Source organism: Massilia sp. AB1, assembly GCF_018119385.1.
Taxonomy (GTDB): Bacteria; Pseudomonadota; Gammaproteobacteria; order Burkholderiales; family Burkholderiaceae_D; genus Telluria.
Window position 1 is genome coordinate 92,943 of record NZ_JAGKSG010000010.1, and the last position, 22,773, is coordinate 115,715.

At 67.6% G+C, this 22,773-nt stretch carries 15 protein-coding genes; 9 read left to right on the forward strand and 6 right to left on the reverse strand.

The window, feature by feature from the left end; translation table 11 throughout:
• Nucleotides 1–19: 19 nt before the first annotated feature.
• Nucleotides 20–1,255 carry a urate hydroxylase PuuD gene (locus J8847_RS08540; RefSeq protein ID WP_211524265.1) on the forward strand — a complete coding sequence of 412 codons (1,236 nt, stop codon included), beginning with the start codon at nt 20–22 and terminating at the stop codon, nt 1,253–1,255.
• Complete coding sequence (locus J8847_RS08545) at nt 1,255–2,496, forward strand: M20/M25/M40 family metallo-hydrolase (protein ID WP_211524266.1); 1,242 nt, start codon at nt 1,255–1,257, stop codon at nt 2,494–2,496. The genes J8847_RS08540 and J8847_RS08545 overlap by 1 nt, the downstream gene beginning before the upstream one ends.
• Before the next feature lie 18 nt (nt 2,497–2,514).
• Here J8847_RS08545 and J8847_RS08550 read toward each other — a convergent pair whose 3' ends face one another.
• Both J8847_RS08550 and J8847_RS08555 read right to left on the reverse strand, forming a co-directional pair.
• On the reverse strand, nt 2,515–4,704 hold the full coding sequence (locus tag J8847_RS08550; protein ID WP_229512634.1) for a hypothetical protein: 2,190 nt from the start codon (nt 4,702–4,704) through the stop codon (nt 2,515–2,517).
• 56 nt (nt 4,705–4,760) lie between these two features.
• The gene (locus J8847_RS08555) at nt 4,761–7,115 is read right to left on the reverse strand and encodes a prolyl oligopeptidase family serine peptidase (protein ID WP_211524291.1); all 2,355 of its coding nucleotides are present in this window, start codon (nt 7,113–7,115) and stop codon (nt 4,761–4,763) included.
• Between the two features lie 634 nt (nt 7,116–7,749).
• Here J8847_RS08555 and J8847_RS08560 point away from each other — a divergent pair.
• The 7 genes from J8847_RS08560 to J8847_RS08590 all read left to right on the forward strand — a co-directional run bounded on the left by J8847_RS08560 (nt 7,750) and on the right by J8847_RS08590 (nt 17,883).
• Nucleotides 7,750–8,394 (forward strand): ANTAR domain-containing protein, encoded by a 645-nt coding sequence (locus tag J8847_RS08560; protein WP_211524267.1) that lies wholly within the window; start codon nt 7,750–7,752, stop codon nt 8,392–8,394.
• Nucleotides 8,395–8,416: 22 nt separating this feature from the next.
• Nucleotides 8,417–9,550, forward strand: a complete 1,134-nt coding sequence (locus J8847_RS08565) for a CmpA/NrtA family ABC transporter substrate-binding protein (RefSeq protein ID WP_211524268.1) — start codon at nt 8,417–8,419, stop codon at nt 9,548–9,550.
• 249 nt (nt 9,551–9,799) lie between these two features.
• The gene (locus J8847_RS08570; protein WP_211524269.1) at nt 9,800–11,098 is read left to right on the forward strand and encodes an MFS transporter; all 1,299 of its coding nucleotides are present in this window, start codon (nt 9,800–9,802) and stop codon (nt 11,096–11,098) included.
• A gap of 11 nt (nt 11,099–11,109) precedes the next feature.
• Nucleotides 11,110–13,638 (forward strand): nitrite reductase large subunit NirB, encoded by a 2,529-nt coding sequence (gene nirB, locus J8847_RS08575; RefSeq protein WP_211524270.1) that lies wholly within the window; start codon nt 11,110–11,112, stop codon nt 13,636–13,638.
• Between the two features lie 14 nt (nt 13,639–13,652).
• Nucleotides 13,653–14,000 (forward strand): nitrite reductase small subunit NirD, encoded by a 348-nt coding sequence (gene nirD, locus J8847_RS08580; protein WP_211524271.1) that lies wholly within the window; start codon nt 13,653–13,655, stop codon nt 13,998–14,000.
• A complete protein-coding gene (locus J8847_RS08585) occupies nt 13,985–15,214 on the forward strand; it encodes an NAD(P)/FAD-dependent oxidoreductase (RefSeq protein ID WP_211524272.1) in 1,230 nt (409 codons plus the stop codon). Before nirD ends, J8847_RS08585 begins: the two co-directional genes overlap by 16 nt.
• Before the next feature lie 17 nt (nt 15,215–15,231).
• Nucleotides 15,232–17,883, forward strand: a complete 2,652-nt coding sequence (locus J8847_RS08590; protein ID WP_373999866.1) for a molybdopterin-dependent oxidoreductase — start codon at nt 15,232–15,234, stop codon at nt 17,881–17,883.
• Between the two features lie 36 nt (nt 17,884–17,919).
• Here the strand turns inward: J8847_RS08590 and J8847_RS08595 are convergent, their stop codons facing one another.
• The 4 genes from J8847_RS08595 to J8847_RS08610 all read right to left on the reverse strand — a co-directional run bounded on the left by J8847_RS08595 (nt 17,920) and on the right by J8847_RS08610 (nt 22,423).
• Complete coding sequence (locus J8847_RS08595) at nt 17,920–18,864, reverse strand: hypothetical protein (protein ID WP_211524274.1); 945 nt, start codon at nt 18,862–18,864, stop codon at nt 17,920–17,922.
• A gap of 2 nt (nt 18,865–18,866) precedes the next feature.
• Nucleotides 18,867–19,616, reverse strand: a complete 750-nt coding sequence (locus J8847_RS08600; protein ID WP_211524275.1) for a DUF6345 domain-containing protein — start codon at nt 19,614–19,616, stop codon at nt 18,867–18,869.
• Nucleotides 19,617–19,839: 223 nt separating this feature from the next.
• The gene (locus tag J8847_RS24410; RefSeq protein ID WP_307727505.1) at nt 19,840–21,528 is read right to left on the reverse strand and encodes a methyl-accepting chemotaxis protein; all 1,689 of its coding nucleotides are present in this window, start codon (nt 21,526–21,528) and stop codon (nt 19,840–19,842) included.
• 196 nt (nt 21,529–21,724) lie between these two features.
• Nucleotides 21,725–22,423: a dienelactone hydrolase family protein gene (locus J8847_RS08610; protein WP_211524276.1), complete on the reverse strand. Its 699-nt coding sequence runs from the start codon at nt 22,421–22,423 to the stop codon at nt 21,725–21,727.
• Nucleotides 22,424–22,773: the final 350 nt, after the last annotated feature.

Below are 22,773 nucleotides of genomic sequence, written 5' to 3' on the forward strand. Positions count from 1 at the left end.
TCCATCAACAGGAAGCTCCATGGACGTGTTCGGCTATTTGACCCCGTATGCACTCGAGTGGCTGAACCTGCTCGTACGCTGGCTGCACATCATCACCGGCATCGCCTGGATCGGCGCGTCCTTCTATTTCGTCTGGCTCGACAACACCATCCGCCCGCCCGCGCCCGGCTCCGAACTGGCGAAGAAGGGCGTCTCGGGCGAGCTCTGGGCCGTGCACGGCGGCGGCTTCTACAACCCGCAGAAATACCTGGCGGCGCCCGTCGAACTGCCGAAGGAACTGCACTGGTTCAAATGGGAAGCCTATTCGACCTGGCTGTCGGGCTTCGCGCTGCTGTTCATCGTCTACTACTTCAACGCCCAGGCCATGATGGTCGACCGCAGCGTGGCCGATCTGTCGAGCTGGCAGGCGGTGGGCGTCGGCCTGGGCAGCCTGGTGGTCGGCTGGATGGTCTACGACCTGCTGTGCCGCTCGCCGCTGGGCAAGCGCGACCTGCTGGTGGGCGTGCTGATCTTCCTGTTCCTGCTCGCCAGCAGCTGGGCGCTGACCCACCTGCTCAGCGGACGCGCCGCCTACCTGCACGTGGGCGCGATGATCGGCACCATGATGGTGGCCAACGTGGCGATGGTGATCATCCCCGGCCAGCGCAAGATGGTGAACGCCATGCTGGCGGGGCAGAAGCCCGATCCCATTTACGGCATCAAGGCCAAGCAGCGCAGCGTCCACAACAACTACTTCACCTTGCCGGTGCTGTTCATCATGATCAGCAACCACTACGCGATGACCTACCGCCACGAGCACGCCTGGGCGGTGCTGGGCACGATCATGCTGGCCGGTGTGCTGATCCGCCACTTCTTCAACCTGCGCCACAAGGGGCGCATCGAATGGAAGTACCCGGCGGCCGGCGTGGCCCTGCTGCTCGGGCTGGCCGTGGCGATCGCGCCGAAGGCGCCGGTGCAATCCAGGACCGCGGCCGGAGAAGACGCGGCGGCCCGCTTCGCCGCCGTGCGCACCATTGTCGACCAGCGCTGCGTGGCCTGCCACGCCCAGCAGCCGACCCAGCCCGGCTTCGCGACCGCCCCAAGCGGGGTCATGCTGCATACCCCGGAACTCGTGCACCAGAATGCCGCGCGCATCTACCAGCAGACCGTGCAGACCAAGGCGATGCCGCTCGCGAACCTCACCAACATGACCGACGTCGAACGCGCCCAGATCGCCGCGTGGTTCGAGTCCGGCGCCAAGACAGGGAACAACTAATGGACACACAGCTGCAAGAGCGTCTGTTGCAATGGATCGACGCGCATTTCGACGAGGAGGTAGGCTTTCTCCAGCAGGTGGTGCGCATCCCGACCGATACGCCGCCGGGGAATAACGCGCCGCACGCGGAGCAGGTGGCCGCCATGCTTGGCGGCTTCGGCTGGCAGGCCGAGAAGCACGCGGTGCCGGAGCAGGAAGTGCGCGACTACGGCATGGAGAGCATCACCAACCTGATCGTGCGCCGTCCCTATGGCGCGGGCGGGCCGACGCTGGCGCTCAACGCCCACGGCGACGTGGTGCCGCCGGGCGAGGGCTGGACCCGGCCGCCCTACGGCGCGGTGGTGGAAGACGGCTTCCTGTACGGGCGCGCCGCCGCGGTGTCCAAGAGCGATTTCGCCACCTACGTCTACGCGGTGCGCGCGCTGGAAGCGCTGGGCGTGCCGCTCAGGGGCGCGCTGGAGCTGCACTTCACCTACGACGAGGAGTTCGGCGGGCTGCTGGGGCCGGGCTGGCTGCTGGAGCAGGGCCTGACCCGTCCGGACTACGTGATCGCGGCGGGCTTCGCCTACAACATCGTCACCGCCCACAACGCCTGCCTCCAGCTCGAGATCACGGTGCACGGCAAGGCTGGCCACGGCGCCATGCCGGAGACGGCGGTCGACGCCCTGCAGGCCGCGACCCGCATCCTGAACGCGATCTACGGCCAGCTGCCGGAACTCAAGAAGATCAAGAGCAAGGTGCCGGGCATCGATTCGCCGACCATGCTGGTGGGCCGCATCGACGGCGGCACCAATACCAATGTGGTGCCGGGCAAGGTGGTCATGAAGATGGACCGGCGCATGATTCCGGAGGAAGACCCGGTGGCCGTGGAAGCCCAGGTGCGCGCCCTGGTCGAGGACTCGGTGCGCGGCGTGCCCGGCATTCGCCTCGAGATCCGGCGCCTGCTGCTGTCGCATGCGCTGCGCCCGCTGCCGGGTTCCGAGAAGCTGGTGGCGAGCCTGCAGCAGCACGGCCGCGCCGTGATGGGCGAAGAGATCACGGCCCAGGGCACGCCGCTGTATGCCGACGCCCGCCTGTACGGGGAGCGCGGCATCCCGGCGGTACTGTACGGCGCAGGGCCGCGCACGGTGCTGGAATCGAACGCCAAGAAGGCCGACGAGCGCCTGCTGCTCGACGACCTGCGCAAGGCCACCAAGGTGGTGGCGCTGACCCTGCTCGACTTCCTCGGTCCGCAGGCCTGAACGCGGCTCTGAGCGCGGCTATTTTGTGCGCGGCACGATAGCGAACTGCGGACCGGCGCCGAAGTTCGGCTTGAAGCTGCGCGCCATGAACTGGCGCCATGCCTTCCAGCCCTCGTCCCCGAGGGTGTCGGCGGCATAGGCCAGGGCGGGCTGCATGTTGGCGGGAGAGGCCGAGGTGCCGCTCGAGTAGCCCAGCATTTCGCCTGGCTTGCGCTTGAGCGCAGCCATCATGGCGTCGCTGGCGCAAGGCAGGTCCCTTGCCTGTTCCGGCAGGCTGGCGCGGACCATCTCGCCAATCGTCGGGTAGAAGGGGCCATCCGGCTTGTCGCGGACCATCCATGCATAGCTGGACGCGGCGACCCAGCAGCTTCCTTCGCCCACCATGCGCCTCGCCGGAAAGCGCGCCTTCCAGGCGAGCAGGGTCTTGGCCTTGCCGAAGCCGAGTTCCGCGGCGTGACCGACGGCGGAGGTGAAGAAGTCGTCCTGCCAGGGCGCGATGCCGCGTCCCCGCTCATAGACGATGGCATAGCCGAAGGTGAGGAAGCCCTGTTCGGGAGCGCGCGGGTTGTTGGTGTACTCGGTGTTGTACCAGTCGAGGTTATGGTCGAGCAGGGACAGGAAGTGCGGCTTGAGCGGATGCTTGTCCGGCGTGATGTAGGCCGCCTGGGCCAGTGTGCGCAGCGACCACGCCTGGCCCCTTACCTGGTCCCATTTCAGGACGCCTTTGCCGTAGAACCGGTAGGGAGGATTCGAGGCGAACACGTTGTACATGGCCCAGAACTGCAGTTCCTCGAGGTAGTAATGATCCCCTGTGAGCAGATAGGGAAGGTAGGCGAAGCCGGGTTGATGCGAGGTGTCGTGCAGATTCGGCGTGCGACAGGCCTCCGGGCGCACGCAGTCGGGAAAGGCCTCGCTGCGCTTGGCCACCGGGTTGAACTTCACCGACGGGCCGCCGAGCGTGGAGAGGTAAGGATAGTCGACCACGCTGACCGGCAGGTCGGTGCGCCGGTCGCGGTAGTGCATCGACCAGCTGCCGGCCAGGTCGGCGGTCCCGAAGGTGATCTCTCTCGCGCGCGGATCCATGCCCAGCAGGTACATCACCGCCCATCCCGGCAGCAGGCCGATGTCCGGCCGCCCGCCGGTGGTGGGCATGGCCGGCAGCGCCGCGCCGACACCCATCGGTTCGGTCTTGGGTCCGGACCAGGCCTTGTGCATCGCCGTCAGCGCGCTGTCGTCGATCCGCACCGAAGCGTCGTAGTTCGGCAGCGCGCGCGAGGCCAGCAGCTGGGCGGTGTCGTGGCGCACGTGGATGGCGGGGGCTCCTCCCGTCCAGGCGAGCTTGCGCCAGCGCGCGTGATGGTAATGCACCAGCTCCGGCTGGCGGAACACGGTGTCCCCGTTCACGGCCAGTTCGGCGTCGTAGGTCAGGTTCGACGGGTTCGGTTCGAAGGCCCAGTCGTTTTCGACCGTCAGGTCGACCCGCGCCTTGCGCAGCTCGGGATACCAGCGCAGCGCGAAGCGGGCGCTCAGATGCGGGTGGGGGCGTCCCGCCGCGTCGGCAAGAGGGATGGCTGCCACCCATTCCTGCACCACGGGACCGGCCAGCCAGCTGCGCGGCTTGCCCTTGGCGAAAGCCCGCGCCAGCGTCGCGACCCAGGGCTTGCCGTCCAGCGTGGCGGTGAAGGTGGCGTCCACGCCTTCCGGCAGCGCCGGCGCGCCGCCGGCTTGCGGCGCAGCCCCGGAAGCAGGCAGCAGACCCAGCGCAAGCGGATGCTTGCTTGGCACGGGCAGGATGGCCGAGACGACGGCATGACGCAGCGAGCCGTCGGGATGGCGTGCCTTGACGTCGACCTGCAGCGGGACGCGGCTGCCGTCGGCCAGCTTGCCCGCCAGGCCGGCGCCGCCCGCGACTGCGCCCGGAGCGAATACCTGTCCCACACTGACGGGCACGCGCTTGTCCTGGGTGGCGCCCGTGGATTCGATGCGCAAGGTGGCAAGCGCCCCTTCGATCGCGGCCGGCGCGGCCCCGCTTTCGGCGGCCGCGGAAGCCTTCCCGTAGCGGGCGTCGAGCACGCGCTGCGGATCGAATCCTCCGCCGGCCGGCAGGCCCTGGAAGGCCTGCGCATGCAGCAGCGAGGAGGGCGCGGCCGTGATGGCCAGCAGGAGAGTGCAGGCGAGTCTGGGAAGAATTGCGGCGGGAAGGGTCATACGCAGCGAGTGAGGAAGTTAAAAAGGCGCCCGGAGGCGCCTTTCATCTTACCGTTTTACTGCTTGAGGGTGCGCTCGAACAGCTTGTAGATGCGGCGGTACTGGTCGAACCAGGCTTCCGGCTGCACGTAGGCGTGGCGCTCCAGCGGATAGCTGGCCAGTTCCCAGTTGTCCTTTTTCAGTTCGATGAGGCGCTGGGCCATGCGCACCGAATCCTGGTAGAACACGTTGTCGTCCACCATGCCGTGCGAGATAAGGAGGTTGCCCTTCAGATTCTCGGCGTACTCGATCGGCGACGAAACCTTGTAGGCCTGCGGGTCGATGTCCGGCGTGTTCAGGATGTTGGCGGTGTACTCGTGGTTATACGTCGTCCAGTCGGTCACCGGGCGCAGCGCCGCGCCGGACTTGAACACCTCGGGCGCGCGCATCAGGGCCATGAAGGTCATGAAGCCGCCGTAGCTGCCGCCGTACACGCCCACATTCGCGGCGTCGCCCTGGTGGTGCTTGACCATGTAGTTGACGCCGTCGATGTAGTCCTGCAGTTCAGGATGGCCCATCTGGCGGTAGATCGCGTTGCGCCACTTGGCGCCGTAGCCTTTCGAGGCGCGGTAGTCCATGTCGAGCACCACGTAGCCCTTCTGCACCAGCAGGTTGTGGAACATCTGCTCGCGGAAGTAGTTCGGGTAGCGCTTGCTGACGTTCTGCAGGTAGCCGGCGCCGTGCACGAACATCACGACCGGGTACTTCTTGCCCGCTTCCAGCTGGGCCGGGCGGTACAGCTTGGCCCAGACCGGGTCGCCGCCGGCGCTCGACGGCACGGCCACGTATTGCGGCTCGATCCAGGTGCGCGCCTTGAAGTCCGCCGTGCGGGTGTCGGTCAGCCTGGTGGCGGCGCCGCCGGAGACCGGAACGGTCGCGATCTGCACCGGGGTGTAGCTGGCCGACCAGTGCAGCAGCAGCTTGTCCTCGCCCGGCGATAAACGGAAGCGCTCGACGCCGTCGAGCTGGGTCACTTCGCGCACGGCGCCGGTCCTGGCGTTGACCGCGCAGACTTCGTAGTCGCCCGGAGTGGCGCGGTTGCACATGACGTAGGCGGTGCCGCCGTCGCGGGTCCAGCGCACGTCCGAGGCTTCCCACTTGCCCTGGGTGAGGGCACGGATGCTGCCGGTCGCGGTGTCCGCCGTGTACAGGTGCGAGTAGCCGCTTTCCTCGGACAGGAACCACAGGCTGCGGTTGTCCGGCAGCCAGCCGAATTCGTTGTTGTCGTAGTTGACCCAGGCGTTGTCCGTCAGGCGGTGCAGCGGCTTGAGCTTGGCGCCGTCCAGGTCGACGGTGGCGATCCAGCGGTCCTTGTTGTCGACCGCGCGCAGCATCACGGCCACGCCGGCGCCGTTGGCGCTCCAGCTGATGCCGTCGACGCCGTCGATCACGCGCACCGCGCGGTTGCCCTTGAGCGGATCGCGCTTGGCGGCGGCGCGCAGCTCGGCCAGCGGGTCCTGGTTCACGCCCGGCAGCACGTCGAAGGAGAGCTCCTGCACCTTGTTGGTGCGCAGGTCGACCAGCTTCAGTGCATGCGGCGCCGGCATGTTGCGTCCCACGCGGGTGCGCTGGTCGTCGAATTCCTCGTAGCCCGACTCGGTCACGTAGCGCGGCATCTTGCCGACGCGGCCCTTGTCGCTGCCCTTGGGCGCGGTGGCCACGATCAGCCAGCGGCCGTCCGGGGACAGGCTGCTGTTCTCGATCTCGACCTTGTCGCCGAGATAGACGGGCGCAGGCGCCATGCTCGGGTCGATGCGGCGCAGTTCTTCAGTACGCGCGCGCATGGCGTCGCGCTCGTCCTTCTGGCGCTTGAGGGTGGTGATCAGGCGCAGCTGCATGGTGCGCAGCGCATCGTCGTCGGTCGCCGCCGGGTCCTTGGCGGCGCGCGGCAGCGCGGCCGGGCCGACCACCTTGGATGCGCGGTCCCACAGGTACCAGTCGTTGCCGATGCGGTACTGCACGCCGCGGCCGTCGGCCGTGAACTGGGCGGCGTCCAGCTTGCTCGCGCCGCGCGTGATCTGGACCAGGTCGCCGTTCTTCAGGCTGCGCTCGAACAGGTCGCCGTTGCGCAGGACCAGCATGCGGCTGCGGTCCGGGCTATAGAACACATCCGGGCTGTCGACCTTCGCCAGTTCGGTGTCGGCCACCAGGCGCGGCTTGGCGCCGGCCTGGAAGGTGTCGCGGAGGGGCGAGCCGGTGCGCTTCTGCTTGTAGTAGACCTGCTTGCCGTCCCAGCTCCACCATGCGGCTTCCACCGGCGTGCCGATCCAGTCCGGGTGGTCCATGGCCTGGTCGAGGGTGATGGGCGTGGAGGCCGCCGCCGGCAGCGCGATCAGCGCCGCGAGAATCGTGGGGAAGAAGGGTGGTCGCATCGTAATCATGGTGAGGTGGGTGAACACATGCTTGCCTGGTAAGGCGAGTGCATTCTAGCTCAGCCACTGCTGGCGACGGCGTCAATACAGGCAGGTTTTTTTGCCGTAACGACAAACGCCGATCACACATATGTATGACCGGCGTTGGGAGGATATCTATGTTGCACCGCAACGGTGCGCGGCGATCTCAAATCGCCTTGTAGGGACCTTTCGGTGCGCGCGGCAGGAGCATGGCAATGCGGACAGCGACGGCCAGTGCGGCCAGGGCCACCAGTGCGTATTCGAACAAGTCCATGCTCAGCCTCGCACGGAGGGAGCCCAGCCGCCGTGTGCGGCGTAGAGTTCTTGCGAGAAGCTGCGGATGGCGGCCAGTGCGGCGGCGATGAAGCTGGTGGTAGCGGTCATGTCGAATCTCCGATAAATACTGCGATGTTGCGTTGCAGTATAGAACCGTTTTCGTCATAAACAAACTTTAGATTCGTGATTCCATCGATACATAGCGTGAATAATTGTCGCGCCGGCTCGTGCGCAGATATGTGTTGCGCGAATGTCTCGCCAGACAGGGCGTGAATAAGAGGGGCATGCCGAGGAATGCCCAAAGCGAGGTGGTGCGAATCTTGCATGACCAGTTGGCATGAAATCGCCAGATAGTGCTTCATCCCATTTGCGTATCGTCGTGGTGCTCCCCGCCACAGCGCCCGACGCCGGTTCGGACGCCATGCATGCCGAGCAGGCCCGGCGCAGCGCCGCGCTGCGCATCGGCTTGCTGGAATCGGGTTACGACCTGGTCGCTTCGCTGCCGGCCGACGTCTTCCTGCCCGAGCGCATCGCCCAGCTTCAGCCGGACCTGATCATCGCCGACAGCGAGCTCGATGCGCGCGACATCCTGGAGCACATCGTGATCGCCACCCGCGACGAGCGCCGTCCCATCGTCCTGTTCACCGAGGACGATGCGCCGGCCAGCATGGACGCGGCCATGGCGGCCGGGGTCTCGGCGTATATCGTGGCGGGGCTGCAGCCGGAGCGGGTCAAGCCGGTGCTGGACGTCGCGCTGGCGCGCTTCCGGCGCGAGCAGAAGCTCCTCGACGAACTCTCCGACACGCGCCAGAAGCTGGCCGAGCGCAAGCTGCTCGACCGCGCCAAGGGGCTCCTGATGACGCGCTACCGGCTGAGCGAGGAGCAGGCCTACCAGCGCCTGCGCAGCCTGGCCATGAACAAGAACATGAAGCTGGCGGAGATCGCCCAGCGCATCCTCGACGTGGAAGACCTGCTGGGCTGACCGCGGCAGGCGGAAGGAAACTATGAAAAGCAAGCACGCCTGGGCCGCGGGCTCGGACAAGCCCGAGATCGAGACGATCAGAATCGGCTTCATGCCGCTGGCCGACTGCGCGCCGGTGGTGATGGCCTCGGTGCTGGGACTGGACGAACGATACGGGATCAAGTTCGTGCTCAGCCGCGAACTGTCCTGGACCGGCATGCGCGAGCGCCTGCTGGGCGGTGAGCTGGACGCGGCCCATGTGCTGTACGGGCTGCTGTACGGGGTCCATACGGGCATCGGCAGCCAGCAGCGCGGCATGGCGGTGCTGATGAACCTGAACCAGAACGGCCAGAACATCACGCTCTCGCGCCGCCTCGCCGCCTTCGCGCGGGAGCCCGCGCTGCTGGCGCGGCTGCTGCACGAGGAACGCCGCAGGCTCACGCTGGCCCACACCTTCCCGACCGGGAACCATGCGATGTTCCTCTATTACTGGCTGGCGGCGGCGGGCATCGACCCCTTGCGCGACTGCCAGATGGCGACGGTGCCGCCCGGCCAGATGGCGCCGAGCCTCGCGGCCGGCCACATCGACGGCTTCTGCGCCGGCGAGCCCTGGGGCCAGCGCGCGCTGCGCGAAGGGGCGGGCTTCCTGGCCGCCTCCAGCGAGCGGATCTGGCCGAACCATCCCGGCAAGGTGCTGGGCACGCGCGCCAGCTTCGCGGATGCGCATCCGAACGCCTGCCGCGCCATGGTCGCGGCCCTGCTGGATGCGGCGCGCTGGCTGGACGCGGCGCGCGCCAACCGCGAGGCGGCGGCCGAGGTGCTGGCCAGCCCGGCCTATGTCAACGCCGGGCGCGAGCTGCTGCAGTACTGCCTGGCCGGGCGGCAGCCGGAGGGTGGCGCCTGGCGCGGCCACAACGGCCTGCGCTTCTATGCGGACGGGGAGGCCACCTTCCCCTGGCTGTCGGACGGCATGTGGTTCATGACCCAGCACCGCCGCTGGGGACTGCTCAGGAGCGATCCCGACTACCTGGCCGTGGCGCGCGAGGTCAACCGCGTCCAGCTGTACCGCGAAGCGGCCGAACGCACCGGCACGCCGCTGCCCGCGGGGGAGATGCGCAGCTCGGTCCTGATCGACGGCGCGGTCTGGGACGGGCGCATCGCCCTGGGCGCGCTGTAAAGACGCACGCGCATGCATCATTCTGGGGAATGGTGCACTGCAATGTAGCGCCACCGGCCCCGGTTCCGCGGCCTTCCCTCTTGGAGAGAGGCTGGCACGGCTCTTGCAATTACCCCAAGCAGGATCAAAGGCGATCCTCTTCATTTCAACGCCGGCCTAACGAGGGGCCGGCACCTGGACAACGGCGTCCGCAGCTCCTGCCTCCGGCAGACAGCGCGGACGCCGTTTTGTTTTTCAAAGGGATAAAACATGGCCAGCAAAGCGGACAGCATCAAGCTCTTCTCGTTCACCGGCGCGCCGATGCGCGCCTTCCACCTGACCTGGGTGGCCTTCTTCGTCTGCTTCTTCGCCTGGTTCGCCTGCGCACCGCTCATGCCGGTGATCAAAGGCGAATTCGGGCTGTCGATGGAGCAGATCGCCAACATCAACATCGCCGCCGTCGCCATCACCATCTTCGTGCGCCTGCTCGTCGGGCCCCTGTGCGACCGCTTCGGCCCGCGCAAGACCTATACCGGCCTGCTGCTGCTGGGTTCCATCCCGGTGCTGGGCGTGGCGATGGCCCAGAGCTACGAAAGCTTCCTGCTGTTCCGCCTGGGGATCGGCGCGGTCGGCGCCAGCTTCGTGATCACCCAGTACCACACCTCCGTGATGTTCAGCTCCAGGGTGGTCGGCACCGCCAACGCGGCCGCCGCCGGCTGGGGCAATGCGGGCGGCGGTGCGGCCCAGGCCCTGATGCCGCTGCTGCTGGGCGCCGTGGTCATGCTGGGCGTGAGCGAGGCGCTGAGCTGGAGGGTGGCGCTGGTGGTGCCGGGCGTCCTGATGATCGTGATGGCCTTCGTCTACTGGCGCTATACCCAGGACTGCCCGGACGGCAACTTCGACGAGCTGCGCAAGGCCGGCACGCTGCCGGAAGGATCCGGCAAGGGCGGCTGGTCCAGCTTCGTCGCCGGCTGCAAGAACCACCGCGCCTGGCTGCTGTTCGTCACCTACGGCGCCTGCTTCGGCATCGAGATCTTCATCCACAACATCGCCGCCGTGTACTACGTCGAGCACTACGGCCTGTCGCTGGGCGCGGCCGGCCTGGCCGCCGGCAGCTTCGGCCTGCTGGCCCTGTTCGCCCGCGCCCTGGGCGGCTGGGTATCGGACCGCGCCGCCCGTGCCGGCACCCTGAACAGCCGCGTCACCGTGCTGTTCGTGCTGATGATCGGCGAGGGCCTGGGCCTGCTGTGGTTCGCCAACGCCGACGCCGTCACCTACGCCGTGATCGCCATGCTGATCTTCGGCCTGTTCACCCACATGGCCTGCGGCGCCACTTATGCGCTGGTGCCTTTCGTGGCGCCCAAGGCGCTGGGCGGCGTGGCCGGCATCGTCGGTGCGGGCGGCAACGTCGGCGCGGTGGCCGCCGGCTTCCTGATGAAAGGCACGGGCGATGTGCGCCAGACCCTGATGATTCTGAGCGTGCTGGTCCTGGTCTCGAGTATCTGCGCGATCGCCGCGCGCTTTACCATGACGGCCGCCGACAGCGCGCCCGCCGTCTCTGCAGCATAAAGGAGTCAGCAATGCATATCGTCGTCATCGGCCACGGCATGGTCGGCCACAAATTCGTTGAAACCCTGGCCCAGGAAGCGCGTCCGGGCCTGCGCGTCACGGTACTGGGCGAGGAGCCGCGCCCGGCATACGACCGGGTCCATTTGTCGGAATTCTTCTCGGGGAAAAGCGCGGATGAGCTGTCGCTGGTCGAACCGGGCTTCTTCGAGCGCGAGGATGTGGTCCTGCGCCTGAACGCGAAGGTCGTGGCGGTCGACTGCGATGCGCGCACGGTTTCCCTGGCCAGCGGCGAACAAGTCTCGTACGACAAGCTGGTGCTGGCCACCGGCTCCTATCCCTTCGTGCCGCCCGTGCCCGGCGCGGACCGCAAGGATTGCTTCGTCTACCGCACCATTGAAGACCTGGAAGCGATGCAAGAGTGCGGTTCGCGCTCGCGCACCGGGGTGGTGGTCGGCGGCGGCCTGCTCGGCCTGGAATGCGCCAAGGCCCTGCGCGACATGGGCCTGGCCGCCCATGTGGTCGAATTCGCGCCGCGCCTGATGGCGGTGCAGGTCGATGATCCGGGCGCGCGCGTGCTGCGCGCCAAGATCGAAGAGCTGGGCGTGGGCGTGCACACGCAAAAGAACACCCTTGCCATCATCGACGGCGAAGACGGCACCCACCGCATGCAGTTCGCCGACGGCAGCCACCTGGACACCGACATGATCGTGTTCTCGGCCGGCATCCGTCCGCGCGACGAGCTGGCGCGCAAGGCCGGGCTGGCGATCGGCTCGCGCGGCGGCATCGTCATCGACAACCGTTGCCTCACCACCGACCCGCACGTCTACGCCATCGGCGAGTGCGCTTGTTGGCGCGGCCAGCTGTTCGGCCTCGTGGCGCCGGGCTACGACATGGCGCGCACCGCCGCGCGCCACATCCTCGGCACGGATGCAGCGTTTGCCGGCGCCGACATGAGCACCAAGCTGAAGCTGATGGGCGTGGACGTGGCCAGCATCGGCGACGCCCACGGCGCCACGCCGGGCTCTCGCAGCTATCAGTTCCTGGACGAGCGCAAGCAGGTCTATCGCAAGATCGTGACCTCGGATTGCGGCAAGTACCTGCTGGGCGCGGTGCTGGTCGGCGACGCCGCGTCCTACGGTTCGCTGCTGCAGACGGCGCTCAACCGCATCGAGCTGCCCGAATCTCCGGAATTCCTGATCCTGCCGGATGGCGGTGGGGCCGAACGTCCCGCTATCGGCGTCGACAAGCTGCCCGCCGGCGCCCAGATCTGTTCCTGCAACGACGTCTCGAAAGGTGCGCTGTGCCAGGCGGTGGCGGATGGCGCGACCACTGTCGGCGCACTGAAGAGCTGCACCAAGGCCGGCACCGCCTGCGGCGGCTGCGTGCCCCTGATGACCCAGGTGATGAACGCGGAACTCAAGAAGCTGGGCGTGGCCGTCAACAACCACCTGTGCGAGCACTTCCCGTACTCGCGCCAGGAGCTCTACCACCTGGTGCGCGTGGAAGGCATCCAGAGCTTCGGTGCGCTGCTGGAGCGTCATGGCAAGGGCCTGGGCTGCGACATCTGCAAGCCCACGGCCGCCAACATCCTGGCCTCGGTCTGGAACGACTTCGTGCTGAAACCCAAACACGCGAGCCTGCAGGATTCGAACGACTACTTCCTCGGCAACATCCAGAAAGACGGCACCTATTCGGTGGTGCCGCGCATGCCGGGCGGCGAAGTCACGGCCGACGGCCTGATCGCCGTGGGCCAGGTGGCCAAGAAATACGGCCTGTACACCAAGATCACCGGCGGCCAGCGCGTCGACCTGTTCGGCGCCCGCGTGGAGCAGCTGCCGGCGATCTGGGAAGAGCTGATCGCGGCCGGCTTCGAATCCGGCCATGCCTACGGCAAGTCGCTGCGCACCGTGAAGTCCTGCGTCGGTTCGACCTGGTGCCGCTACGGCGTGGGCGACAGCGTCGGCTTCGCCATCGCGCTGGAGAACCGCTACAAGGGCTTGCGCGCCCCGCACAAGATCAAGTTCGGCGTCTCGGGCTGCACCCGCGAATGCGCGGAAGCCCAGGGCAAGGATGTGGGCCTGATCGCTACCGACAAGGGCTGGAACCTGTACGTGTGCGGCAACGGCGGCATGAAGCCGCGCCACGCGGAACTCATCGCCTCGGATCTCGACGACGCCACCGTGGTGCGCTATATCGACCGCTTCCTGATGTTCTACGTGCGCACCGCCGAGCGCCTGCAGCGCACCAGCGTGTGGCGCGAGAACCTCGAAGGCGGCCTGGATTACCTGAAGCAGGTCGTGATCGAGGACAAGCTGGGCATCGGCCACGAACTCGAGGCCCAGATGCAGCACGTGATCGACACCTATGCCTGCGAATGGAAGGAAGCCGTCACCGATCCGGCCGTGCGCCGCCGCTTCCGCCACTTCGTCAACAGCGAGCAGGGCGACGACAACGTCGTGTTCGTGCCGGAGCGCGGCCAGATCCGCCCGGCCGACCCGATTGAGCGCCGCCGCGTCATTCCCATTGCCAGAGCAGCTTAAATAGGAGAACCATCATGCACCGTGATCTTCAACTGGATAACTGGACCGCCATCTGCGCCATCGACGAGATCGTTCCCGACACCGGCGTGGCCGCGCTGCTGAACGGCCGCCAGGTGGCCGTGTTCCGCCTCGGCGAGGAGCAGCCGCGCGTGTTCGCCATCGACAACTACGATCCGAATTCGGAAGCCGCCGTGCTCTCGCGCGGCCTGGTGGGCAGCATCGGCGAGCGCATCGTGGTCGCTTCGCCGATCTACAAGCAGCACTTCGACCTGCAAAGCGGCGAATGCCTGGAAGCGCCCGAGCGCTCGGTAGCCAGCTACCCGGCGCGCCTCGAAGGGGGCAAGGTATGGATCGCAGCGTAAAACCTTCTCTCGTCGTGGTGGGCAACGGCATGGCCGGCATGCGCACCGTCGAGGAATTGCTGGCGCTCGCGCCCGGCATGTACGACATCACCGTGTTCGGCGCGGAGCCGCGCGTGAACTACAACCGCATCATGCTCTCGCCCGTGCTGGCCGGCGAAAAGGCCTTTGACGAGATCGTGCTGCATACCCGCGAGTGGTATGCGGAAAACGGCATCACCCTGCATGCGGGCGACCCGGTGGTGGCGATCGACCGCCGGCGCCATCGCTGTACTGTGCGCGCGGCCAGCGGGCGCGAAGTCGCCTATGACCGCCTGCTGCTGGCGACCGGCTCCCAGCCTTTCATCGTGCCGGTGCCGGGCGCCCAGCTGCCGGGCGTGGTGGGCTTCCGCGACCTGGACGACGTCGAGACCATGCTGCAGGCGGCGCGCGATGGCGGGCGCGCGGTCGTGATCGGCGGCGGCCTGCTGGGCCTGGAGGCGGCCAACGGCCTGCTGCGGCGCGGGATGGAAGTCACGGTCGTGCACCTGACCGGCAGCCTGCTCAACCAGCAGCTCGACAGCGACGCCTCGCTGCTGCTGAAGGGTGCACTGGAAAACCGTGGCCTGCACATCCTGCTCTCCAGCCAGACCGAGGCGATCCTGGGAAGCGAGAAGGTCGAGGGCGTGCGCTTCAAGGACGGCAGCGAGTGCGCGGCCGACCTGGTGGTCATGGCGGCCGGCGTGCGCCCGAACGTGGCGCTGGCGGTTGATGCAGGCCTGCACGTGGAGCGCGCCGTGGTGGTCGACGACACCCTGCAAACCTACGACCCGCGCATCTACGCGGTGGGCGAATGCGTCCAGCACCGCAAGAACACCTTCGGCCTGGTGGCGCCGATCTGGGACCAGGCCCGCGTCTGCGCGGCCCACCTGGCGGGCCTGGGCCACCGCCGCTACGTGCAGCAGGCCACCGCGACCAAGCTCAAGGTCACCGGCATCGACTTGTACTCGGCGGGCGACATCGTCGGCGGCGCGGGCAGCGAAGACCTGGTGCTGCGCGACCGCCGCTCGGGCGTCTACAAGCGCCTGGTGCTGGCGGGGAACCGCGTCACCGGCGCGGTGCTGTACGGCGACGTCTCGGATGGCCCCTGGTACTTCGAGCTGATCCAGCGCGGGGCCGACATTACCGCTTTCCGCGACCGGCTGCTGTTCGGGCCCACACTCTGCGAAGCCGCCTGAAGGAATCAATGATGGAAATGCACCTCCAACCCGTCCGCACCACCTGTCCCTATTGCGGCGTCGGCTGCGGCGTCAAGGCCACGCCCGCCGGCGGGGCCGGAGCGCTGATCGAAGGCGACGTCCTGCACCCGGCGAGCCGCGGCCGCCTGTGCGTCAAGGGCTCGGCCCTGGGCGAGACCCTCGGCCTCGAGGGGCGCCTGCTGCATCCGGCGATCCGGGAGGGGGGCAAGCTGCGCCAGGCCAGCTGGGACGAGGCGCTCGACAGCGTGGCCGGCAAGCTGTCCGCCATCATCGCCGAGCATGGCCCGGACGCCGTGGCCCTGTACGTCTCCGGCCAGCTGCTGACCGAGGATTACTACATCGCCAACAAGTTCATGAAGGGCTACGTCGGCAGCGCCAACATCGACACCAATTCGCGCCTGTGCATGTCCTCGGCAGTCGCGGGCCACAAGCGCGCGTTCGGCGAAGACGTGGTGCCGGGCTGCTACGAAGACTTCGAGCTGGCCGACCTGATCGTGCTGGTCGGCTCCAACGCCGCCTGGTGCCATCCGACCCTGTTCCAGCGCATCGCCAAGGCCAGGGAGACGCGACCTGGACTGCGCATCGTCGTGGTCGACCCGCGCCGCACCGCCACCTGCGAGCTGGCCGACCTGCACCTGCCGGTCAAGCCGGGCACCGACGTCTGGCTGTTCAATGGCTTGTTGAGTTACCTGGCGCAACATGGCCTGACCGATAAGGCCTACATTGAGGCGCATACGGAAGGACTGGGCGGCGCCCTGGCCGCAGCGGGCGATCCCGAGCTCGCGGCGGTCGCATGCGGCCTCGATCCCGCGCTGGTGCGCGAGTTCTACGCCCTGTTCGCCGCGACATCCAGGACCGTCACCGCCTTCTCGATGGGCGTGAACCAGTCGACCAGCGGCACCGACAAGGTCAACAGCATCATCAACTGCCACCTGCTGACGGGCCGCATCGGCCAGCCCGGCATGGGCCCGTTTTCGCTGACCGGCCAGCCCAACGCCATGGGCGGACGCGAAGTCGGCGGCCTGGCCAATATGCTGGCGGCGCACCTCGACATCGACAACCCGGCGCACCGCGAGGCCGTGCGCAGCTTCTGGGACTCGCCCCGCATCGCAGCCAGGCAGGGCCTGAAGGCGGTCGACCTGTTCCGCGCGGTGGAGGAGGGCAAGGTCAAGGCGGTCTGGATCATGGCCACCAACCCCGTGGTCAGCCTGCCCGACGCGGACCAGGTGCGGCGCGCACTCGATGCGTGCGAACTGGTCGTGGTGTCCGACGTGGCCGGCGACACCGATACCGCCGCCCATGCCGACGTGCTGCTGCCGGCCCTGGCCTGGGGTGAGAAGGACGGCACCGTCACCAATTCCGAGCGCTGCATTTCGCGCCAGCGCGCCTTCCTGCCGGCGCCGGGCGAAGCGCGCGCGGACTGGCAGGCCTTGTGCGGCGTGGCCCAGCGCATGGGCTATGCCGGCTTCGACTACCTGGGCGCGCACGAGATTTTCGACGAGCATGCCCGCCTCTCGGTGTGGCGCAACGAAGCGGACCAGCTGCCGCGCGCCTTCCGCCTCGATCCGCTGATCGGCATGGACCGCAGCGCCTACGATGCGCTCGAACCGGTCCAGTGGCCCCTGGGCACGGTCCGCATGTTCTCCGAAGGCGGTTTCTCGCATCCTGGCGGCCGCGCGCGCTTCGTGCCGACCGCGCCGCGCCTGCCCCAGAACGCGCCGGGCGGCGAATTCCCGCTCTCGCTCAACACCGGCCGCCTGCGCGACCAGTGGCACACCATGACGCGCACCGGCAAATCGCCGCGCCTGGCCGGCCACGCACCGGAACCCTTCGTCGACCTGCATCCGCACGACGCGCTGCTGGCCGGCGTGCGCGAGGGCGAACTGGCGCGCGTCACCAGCCGGTGGGGCGCGATGGTCGCGCGCGTGGCCCACGGCGGCGGCATCGCGCGCGGCTCGGCCTTCGTGCCCATCCACTGGAATGGCCAGACCGCGTCGGATGCGCGGGTCGGCGCCCTGGTCAACCCGGAAGTCGACCCGGTCTCCGGCGAGCCGGAATTCAAGCACACGCCGGTGCGGGTGGAACCCTTCGGCGTGGCCTGGCACGGCTTCATCCTCAGCCGCGAAGAGCTGGGCCTGGAGCGGATCGCCAACTGGACGCGGGTGCGCGGCAGCGGCTTCGTGCGCTACGAGCTGGGCGGACGCGAGCCGGTGTCGCCGGCATGGGCGCGCGCCTTGTTGAACGCGGACGAGGACGCCGACTGGATTGACTACGAAGACAAGGCCGAAGGCATGCTGCGCGCCGCCCTGGTGGTCGACGGCCGCCTGCAGGCCTGCCTGTTCGTCTCGCGCCGGCCGGACCTGCCGTCGCGCGCCTGGCTGGGCGGCTTGTTCGCGCTGGAGCAACTGGGCGCCCTGGAACGCGCCACCTTGCTGGCGGCGCGGGCGCCCAGGCAGGGACCCGATCCTGGGCCGACCGTGTGCTCCTGCTTCGGCGTCGGACGCAACACCATCATGCTGGCGATCAGGGACAAGGACTTGAAGACCTCCGGCGAAGTCACCGCCTGCCTGCGTGCCGGCGGCAACTGCGGTTCCTGCGTGCCGGAGATCCGCAAGCTGCTGGAGGAAGTCCGCTGCGCCGAAGCGTGAATGATTGGCTTACCTGCGCCGGCGCAGCGGACCGGCTCAGGCGGCCGCCTGCTTGCAGGCGTCGGAGCGCGCGCGGGTGACGACGGCTTCGGTACCGAACAGCGGCAGCTCCAGGTAGGGCCGTTCGGTGGCGTGCACCGCGATGATATAGGCCTGGCGCTCCAGCTTGTGGCGCAGTCCGACCTGGGCCACGAACACGGGCGCCAGCAGGCGCTGGGTCTTGCGCCTGCCCGTGTCCAGATAGCCGAACTGCATGGTGGCGCTCTCGATCACGTCGGGCGGACGCGGATCTTTCGCCCGCCCGAGGAGGCTGGTCAAGCGCTCGACGACCTGGCTCGCCGCCTGTTCCTGGCCGATGATCGCCGCGTTGTCCAGGCTCTCGCCCAGCAAGGGGCGCACGTTCACCGACAAGCCGTCGACCCGGCCGTCACCGGCCAGGGTCAGCGCCACCGAGGCCCCGCCCAGCACCGGAATCCCGGCGAGCGCATGGCGCCAGGCGCCGGTGGCGCGCACCAGCAGCTGCGGCGAAACGCGCTCCTCGCGGTCCGCGCCCTGCGCCTTGGTCTGCCACAGGCGCTCGAAGGCGAGGCTGCCTCCTTCCTCGCTCCAGGACGTGAGCTTCAGGCGCTGGGCCGCCTCGCCCAGCCGGCGCACCAGGAAGCCCGGTTCCTCCAGCCGCTCGAAGGGCGCCGCGAAGGGAGCCAGGCCGGAGCGGTACTCCAGCGCGCCCGAGGCGTGGTAGGCGACGACGCGCGCGCCTTCCGGCAGGTGCACGACGCTGCGCTCGCCGCGTTCAAGCATGTGGGCGCGGTCCGCGGGACAGTGGCCGCTTTCCTGGAGCGTGTTCAGGAAGCGGCTGATGCGGGAGCGGATCTCGTCCTGGGTCAGCTGGCGCAGGGCGATGACGTCTGCGCGCGCGGGCAGGGCGCCGGCACTGGCCTGTGATTGGCACAGGCTGTCGATCAGGTGTTGGTGGTTCATGCTCAGCCCTCCGTCCACATCCACAGGAGACATGCCTGCTGGGCAGGCGCCAGGTCGGGGTCGACATTCCCTTCGCCCCACAGGTGGTCGCGATTGAGGTAGGACCGGTCCCAGCGGATGTTGCCGCCGTTCCAGGTGGCGGCGTCGCCCACGCACACGGTGACCGGGTGGTTGTCGACCCACCAGTCCGCGACCCCGTTGTGCCAGGCGTGGCAGACCGTGTCGCCGTCGACCAGGTTGTCGGCCACGTCCTCGCCGCATTCGTCGGTGGTGATGCCGTCATACATATTGCCCCAGGCGCCGCAGTAGATGTGCATGCGCGCGAAGATGTTCCACAGGCCGGTGACGCGGTTCAGGTCCACCGTTTCGCAGGAATAGGCCATCACCCATTCGTTGTTCCAGTCTTCGCCCAGCTGCCACTGGCTGGAATAGGTGCGCCAGTTGGTGTGCGCCGTGTCGTACAGCATGCGCGCATTGCCGTTGGTTTCGTGGCCGCCGTGGGTTTCGATCCAGAACAGGTCGACGTTGTCGACCCAGTTGCGGTCGTCGCCGCCCTGGTCGGTGTCGCGGATGTCGGTTTCCCAGACGTTGGTGTTGGCCCAGTAGAACGAGCGCGTATGCCCGGCGGAACGCAGCTTCGCATCGAAGCCGTTACTTCGGTTGAAGGTGTAGCTCAGGTCCCCCGCCGTGCTCACGCCGGCGGCGCGCGCATGATTGAAGTACCGGATCGCTTCCACTCCGAAACTTGCCATGGAGTTCTCCTTTCGTGTCGGTGGGCTACATTGACGTCCCGTCGCAGGCGCATCAGGCGGTAGCAGCCGATACAGTAGAGCGCGCCCGTTGAGCGGACTCTGGCGTAGTTCAAGAAAGGCGGAAGTTGTGGGGGGAAGGGCAGGGCGGCGGCGCCGCGGCTTGCGTGGCGTCGAAAGGATGCGCCGCCCGGCGGGACTGCACGGGCGGCCGGAAAAATGATGCTTAGAAGGTTTCCCAGCCGTCGGCGGCGGCCGCAGCCAGTTGGCGCTGCGGCGCGGGCATGGACGCCGGCCGCGCACTGGAAGGCCTGGACGCCTTGACGGTGGGCGGTGCAGCCTCCTGCATGCCATCCAGGCGGAACACGCTGACGGCTTCGCTCAGGCGGCCGGCCTGCACCTGCATGGTTTCCGCGGCCGCTGCCGCTTCCTCGACCAGGGCGGCGTTCTGCTGGGTGACCTGGTCCATCGAAGCGATCGCCTGGTTCACCTGCTCGATGCCTGCGGTCTGTTCCTGGCTGGCGGCGCTGATCTCGCTCATGATGTCCGTGACGCGCTTGACGCTGTCGACGATCTCGAGGATGGTGGCGCCGGCCGCGTTCACCTGCCGGCTGCCGTTCTCGACCTTGCTGGACGAATCTTCGATCAGTTCCTTGATCTCCTTGGCTGCGCCCGCGGAGCGCTGGGCCAGGTTGCGCACTTCCGTGGCCACCACCGCGAAGCCGCGGCCCTGCTCGCCGGCGCGCGCCGCTTCCACGGCGGCATTCAGGGCCAGGATGTTGGTCTGGAAGGCGATGCCGTCGATCACGCCGATGATGTCGCGGATCTTGCTGGCCGAGGCGCTGATGTCCGCCATCGTGCCCATCACTTCGCCGATGGCGGCGCCGCCTTTCTGGGCCACGTTCGAGGCGGCATCGGCCATCAGGTTCGCCTGGCGCGCATTGTCGGCGTTCTGCTTGACGGTGCCGGTCAGCTCTTCCATCGAGGCAGCGGTTTCTTCCAGCGAGCTGGCCTGTTCTTCGGTGCGCGAGGACAGGTCCTGGCTGCCGGCCGCCACCTGGGACGAGTTGGAGGCGATCGCATCGGTACCGCTGCGTACCTGGGCCACGATGCCGGCCAGCCGGTCGCGCATCGTCTTCATTGCCGCCATCATGCTGGCCGTGTCGCCGGCCTTGGTCTCGACCGGGGACGCCAGGTCGCCGGCGGCGATGCGCGCCGCCACCTCGGCGGCATAGCGGGGTTCGCCGCCCAGCTGGCGCAGCAGGGTGCGGGTGATGGCAAAGGCGGCCAGCGCGCCTGCAGCCAGCGCCAGGCAGGCAAGCCCGATGGTCATGGCGCGGGCGCGTTCGTAGGCCGTGGATGAGGCCTCGCCCGCCTGCTTGTTGAGCTTGCCTTCCAGGACGATCAGCGCGTTGGTCGCGTCGATCCAGTTCTCTTGCAGCGGCTTGAGTTCGCCGATCAGGACCTGGGCGGCCTGCTCGGTCTGCCTGGCCAGGCCGAGCCGGGTGGCCTTGTCGAGTACGGGAATGGCCGTCCTCTCCACCTCGGCGACCCGCGCGAGCGCCGCTTTCTCCTCCGGCAGGGTGCCTGGCAGGTCGAACAAGGGGACAAGCTCCTTCCAGGTCTTGGCGTAGATGGCGGCTTCGTTGTCCATCGCGCGCTGCTGGGCGGCGATTCCGGCTTCGTCGCTGAGCAGGGCGATGTTGCGGACCTGGATCGCGCGGTTGCGAATGGTGTCGATCAGGACATTGGCCAGTTCGATGCGCAGATTGTTGACGTCCGCGATCTGCTGCGTGCGCGCGCGCATGTCGGCCATGCCGATCAGGGCGCTGACGACGATGACGGCAAGGAGGCTGAGGACCAGGGTAAAGCCAGCGCCAAGCATGGTGCCGACCTTCATGTTCGAGAGTTTCATGATGTTTTGCCTTGCGGGTGCGTTCATGCGCGGCTGCGCCAAATAATTCCGTGTGACAACATATAAATACTCTCCGAATCTATCCGTGTCGATGAACTTTGCATAACGAACGGCAAAAAAAAGCCCATCTGCCGGCTTCGCAGGCGAAAAAACGGGAATTGCGCGGAGAGCCTGTTGTGCCCTGGCGACGCCGCTTTCAATGCAGCGTGCGCGCGAAGAAGTCCTCGGTGCGGCTGTTGGCCAGGCTGGCGGCGGCCGCGTCGAAATGCTTGCCGCCGGGACGCGCGAAGGCGTGATGGCAGCCCGGATAGGTATGCACTTCGGCATGGGGCTTGCCGGCCAGGGTGGCATGGATGCGGTGCCGCGCATCCTGGTTCATGTACTCGTCGGCGCCGGCCAGGTGGTAGAGCAGGGGTGCGCCGATGTTGTCGGCCTCGTCCAGATAGCGCTCGGTGCCGCCGCCATAGTAGGCGGCGAAGGCGTCGCCATCGGTGCGCGCGGCGCTCAGGAAGGTCATCAGGCCGCCCAGGCAGTAGCCGGTGACGCCGACCTTGCCGCTGGAACCCTCCATGCTGCGCGCGGCGCCGATGGTGGCGGCGATGTCCTGCACCCCCCAGTCGAGGTTGTAGGACTGGTAGAGCTGGGCGCCCCTGGCCCAGTCGCCGTCCTTGTCCTCGGACAGCGACAGGCCGGGCTCGGCGCGCCAGAACAGGTCGGGGCAGAGCGCCAGGTAGCCCAGTGCGGCGTAGTGGTCGGCGATGCCGCGGATCCCGGCGTTCACGCCGAAGATCTCCTGCAACACGATGATGACCGGATGCGGGCCGGCCGCCGTTGGACGGGCAAGGTAGCAGTCGAAGTGGCCGGCGGGGGTATGGACGGTGTAGGTCTCGGACATGGTCTTCCTTTCGGCGAAAGGTGGAGGCAGTCCATGATACGGCTTTGGAGGACGCGGCGGCACGCAGGACGGCGCCTGTTGCGCGGACGTTCGCTAAACAAGCGCAACAGCGCGTTCGACCGCGCCATGCATCCTGAATAGGTAATTTGTAAGTGATTGTATTTACTCGGGGAAATTGAAATTTAGCGCTAACTTTTTTGCTAAAAAGCCGGGCAAATCCGCCGCTTCTGATGTAAATGCGCAACAATCTTGTTTAGGAAAACGGGGCTAAACTGCGCGTGTTTATTGAAAGTTTGTTGAGTTCCCACCATCGAATTTGTATAACTCCCTCAGGCTGAAGCGCTATACCG

Bases quoted from the DNA above. Each gene is read 5' to 3' on its own strand.
- J8847_RS08540 (WP_211524265.1), top strand. From the start codon at position 20: ATGGACGTGTTCGGCTATTTGACCCCGTATGCACTCGAGTGGCTGAAC.
- J8847_RS08545 (WP_211524266.1), top strand. From the start codon at position 1,255: ATGGACACACAGCTGCAAGAGCGTCTGTTGCAATGGATCGACGCGCAT.
- J8847_RS08550 (WP_229512634.1), bottom strand. From the start codon at position 4,704: ATGACCCTTCCCGCCGCAATTCTTCCCAGACTCGCCTGCACTCTCCTG.
- J8847_RS08555 (WP_211524291.1), bottom strand. From the start codon at position 7,115: ATGCGACCACCCTTCTTCCCCACGATTCTCGCGGCGCTGATCGCGCTG.
- J8847_RS08560 (WP_211524267.1), top strand. From the start codon at position 7,750: ATGAAATCGCCAGATAGTGCTTCATCCCATTTGCGTATCGTCGTGGTG.
- J8847_RS08565 (WP_211524268.1), top strand. From the start codon at position 8,417: ATGAAAAGCAAGCACGCCTGGGCCGCGGGCTCGGACAAGCCCGAGATC.
- J8847_RS08570 (WP_211524269.1), top strand. From the start codon at position 9,800: ATGGCCAGCAAAGCGGACAGCATCAAGCTCTTCTCGTTCACCGGCGCG.
- nirB (WP_211524270.1), top strand. From the start codon at position 11,110: ATGCATATCGTCGTCATCGGCCACGGCATGGTCGGCCACAAATTCGTT.
- nirD (WP_211524271.1), top strand. From the start codon at position 13,653: ATGCACCGTGATCTTCAACTGGATAACTGGACCGCCATCTGCGCCATC.
- J8847_RS08585 (WP_211524272.1), top strand. From the start codon at position 13,985: ATGGATCGCAGCGTAAAACCTTCTCTCGTCGTGGTGGGCAACGGCATG.
- J8847_RS08590 (WP_373999866.1), top strand. From the start codon at position 15,232: ATGCACCTCCAACCCGTCCGCACCACCTGTCCCTATTGCGGCGTCGGC.
- J8847_RS08595 (WP_211524274.1), bottom strand. From the start codon at position 18,864: ATGAACCACCAACACCTGATCGACAGCCTGTGCCAATCACAGGCCAGT.
- J8847_RS08600 (WP_211524275.1), bottom strand. From the start codon at position 19,616: ATGGCAAGTTTCGGAGTGGAAGCGATCCGGTACTTCAATCATGCGCGC.
- J8847_RS24410 (WP_307727505.1), bottom strand. From the start codon at position 21,528: ATGAAACTCTCGAACATGAAGGTCGGCACCATGCTTGGCGCTGGCTTT.
- J8847_RS08610 (WP_211524276.1), bottom strand. From the start codon at position 22,423: ATGTCCGAGACCTACACCGTCCATACCCCCGCCGGCCACTTCGACTGC.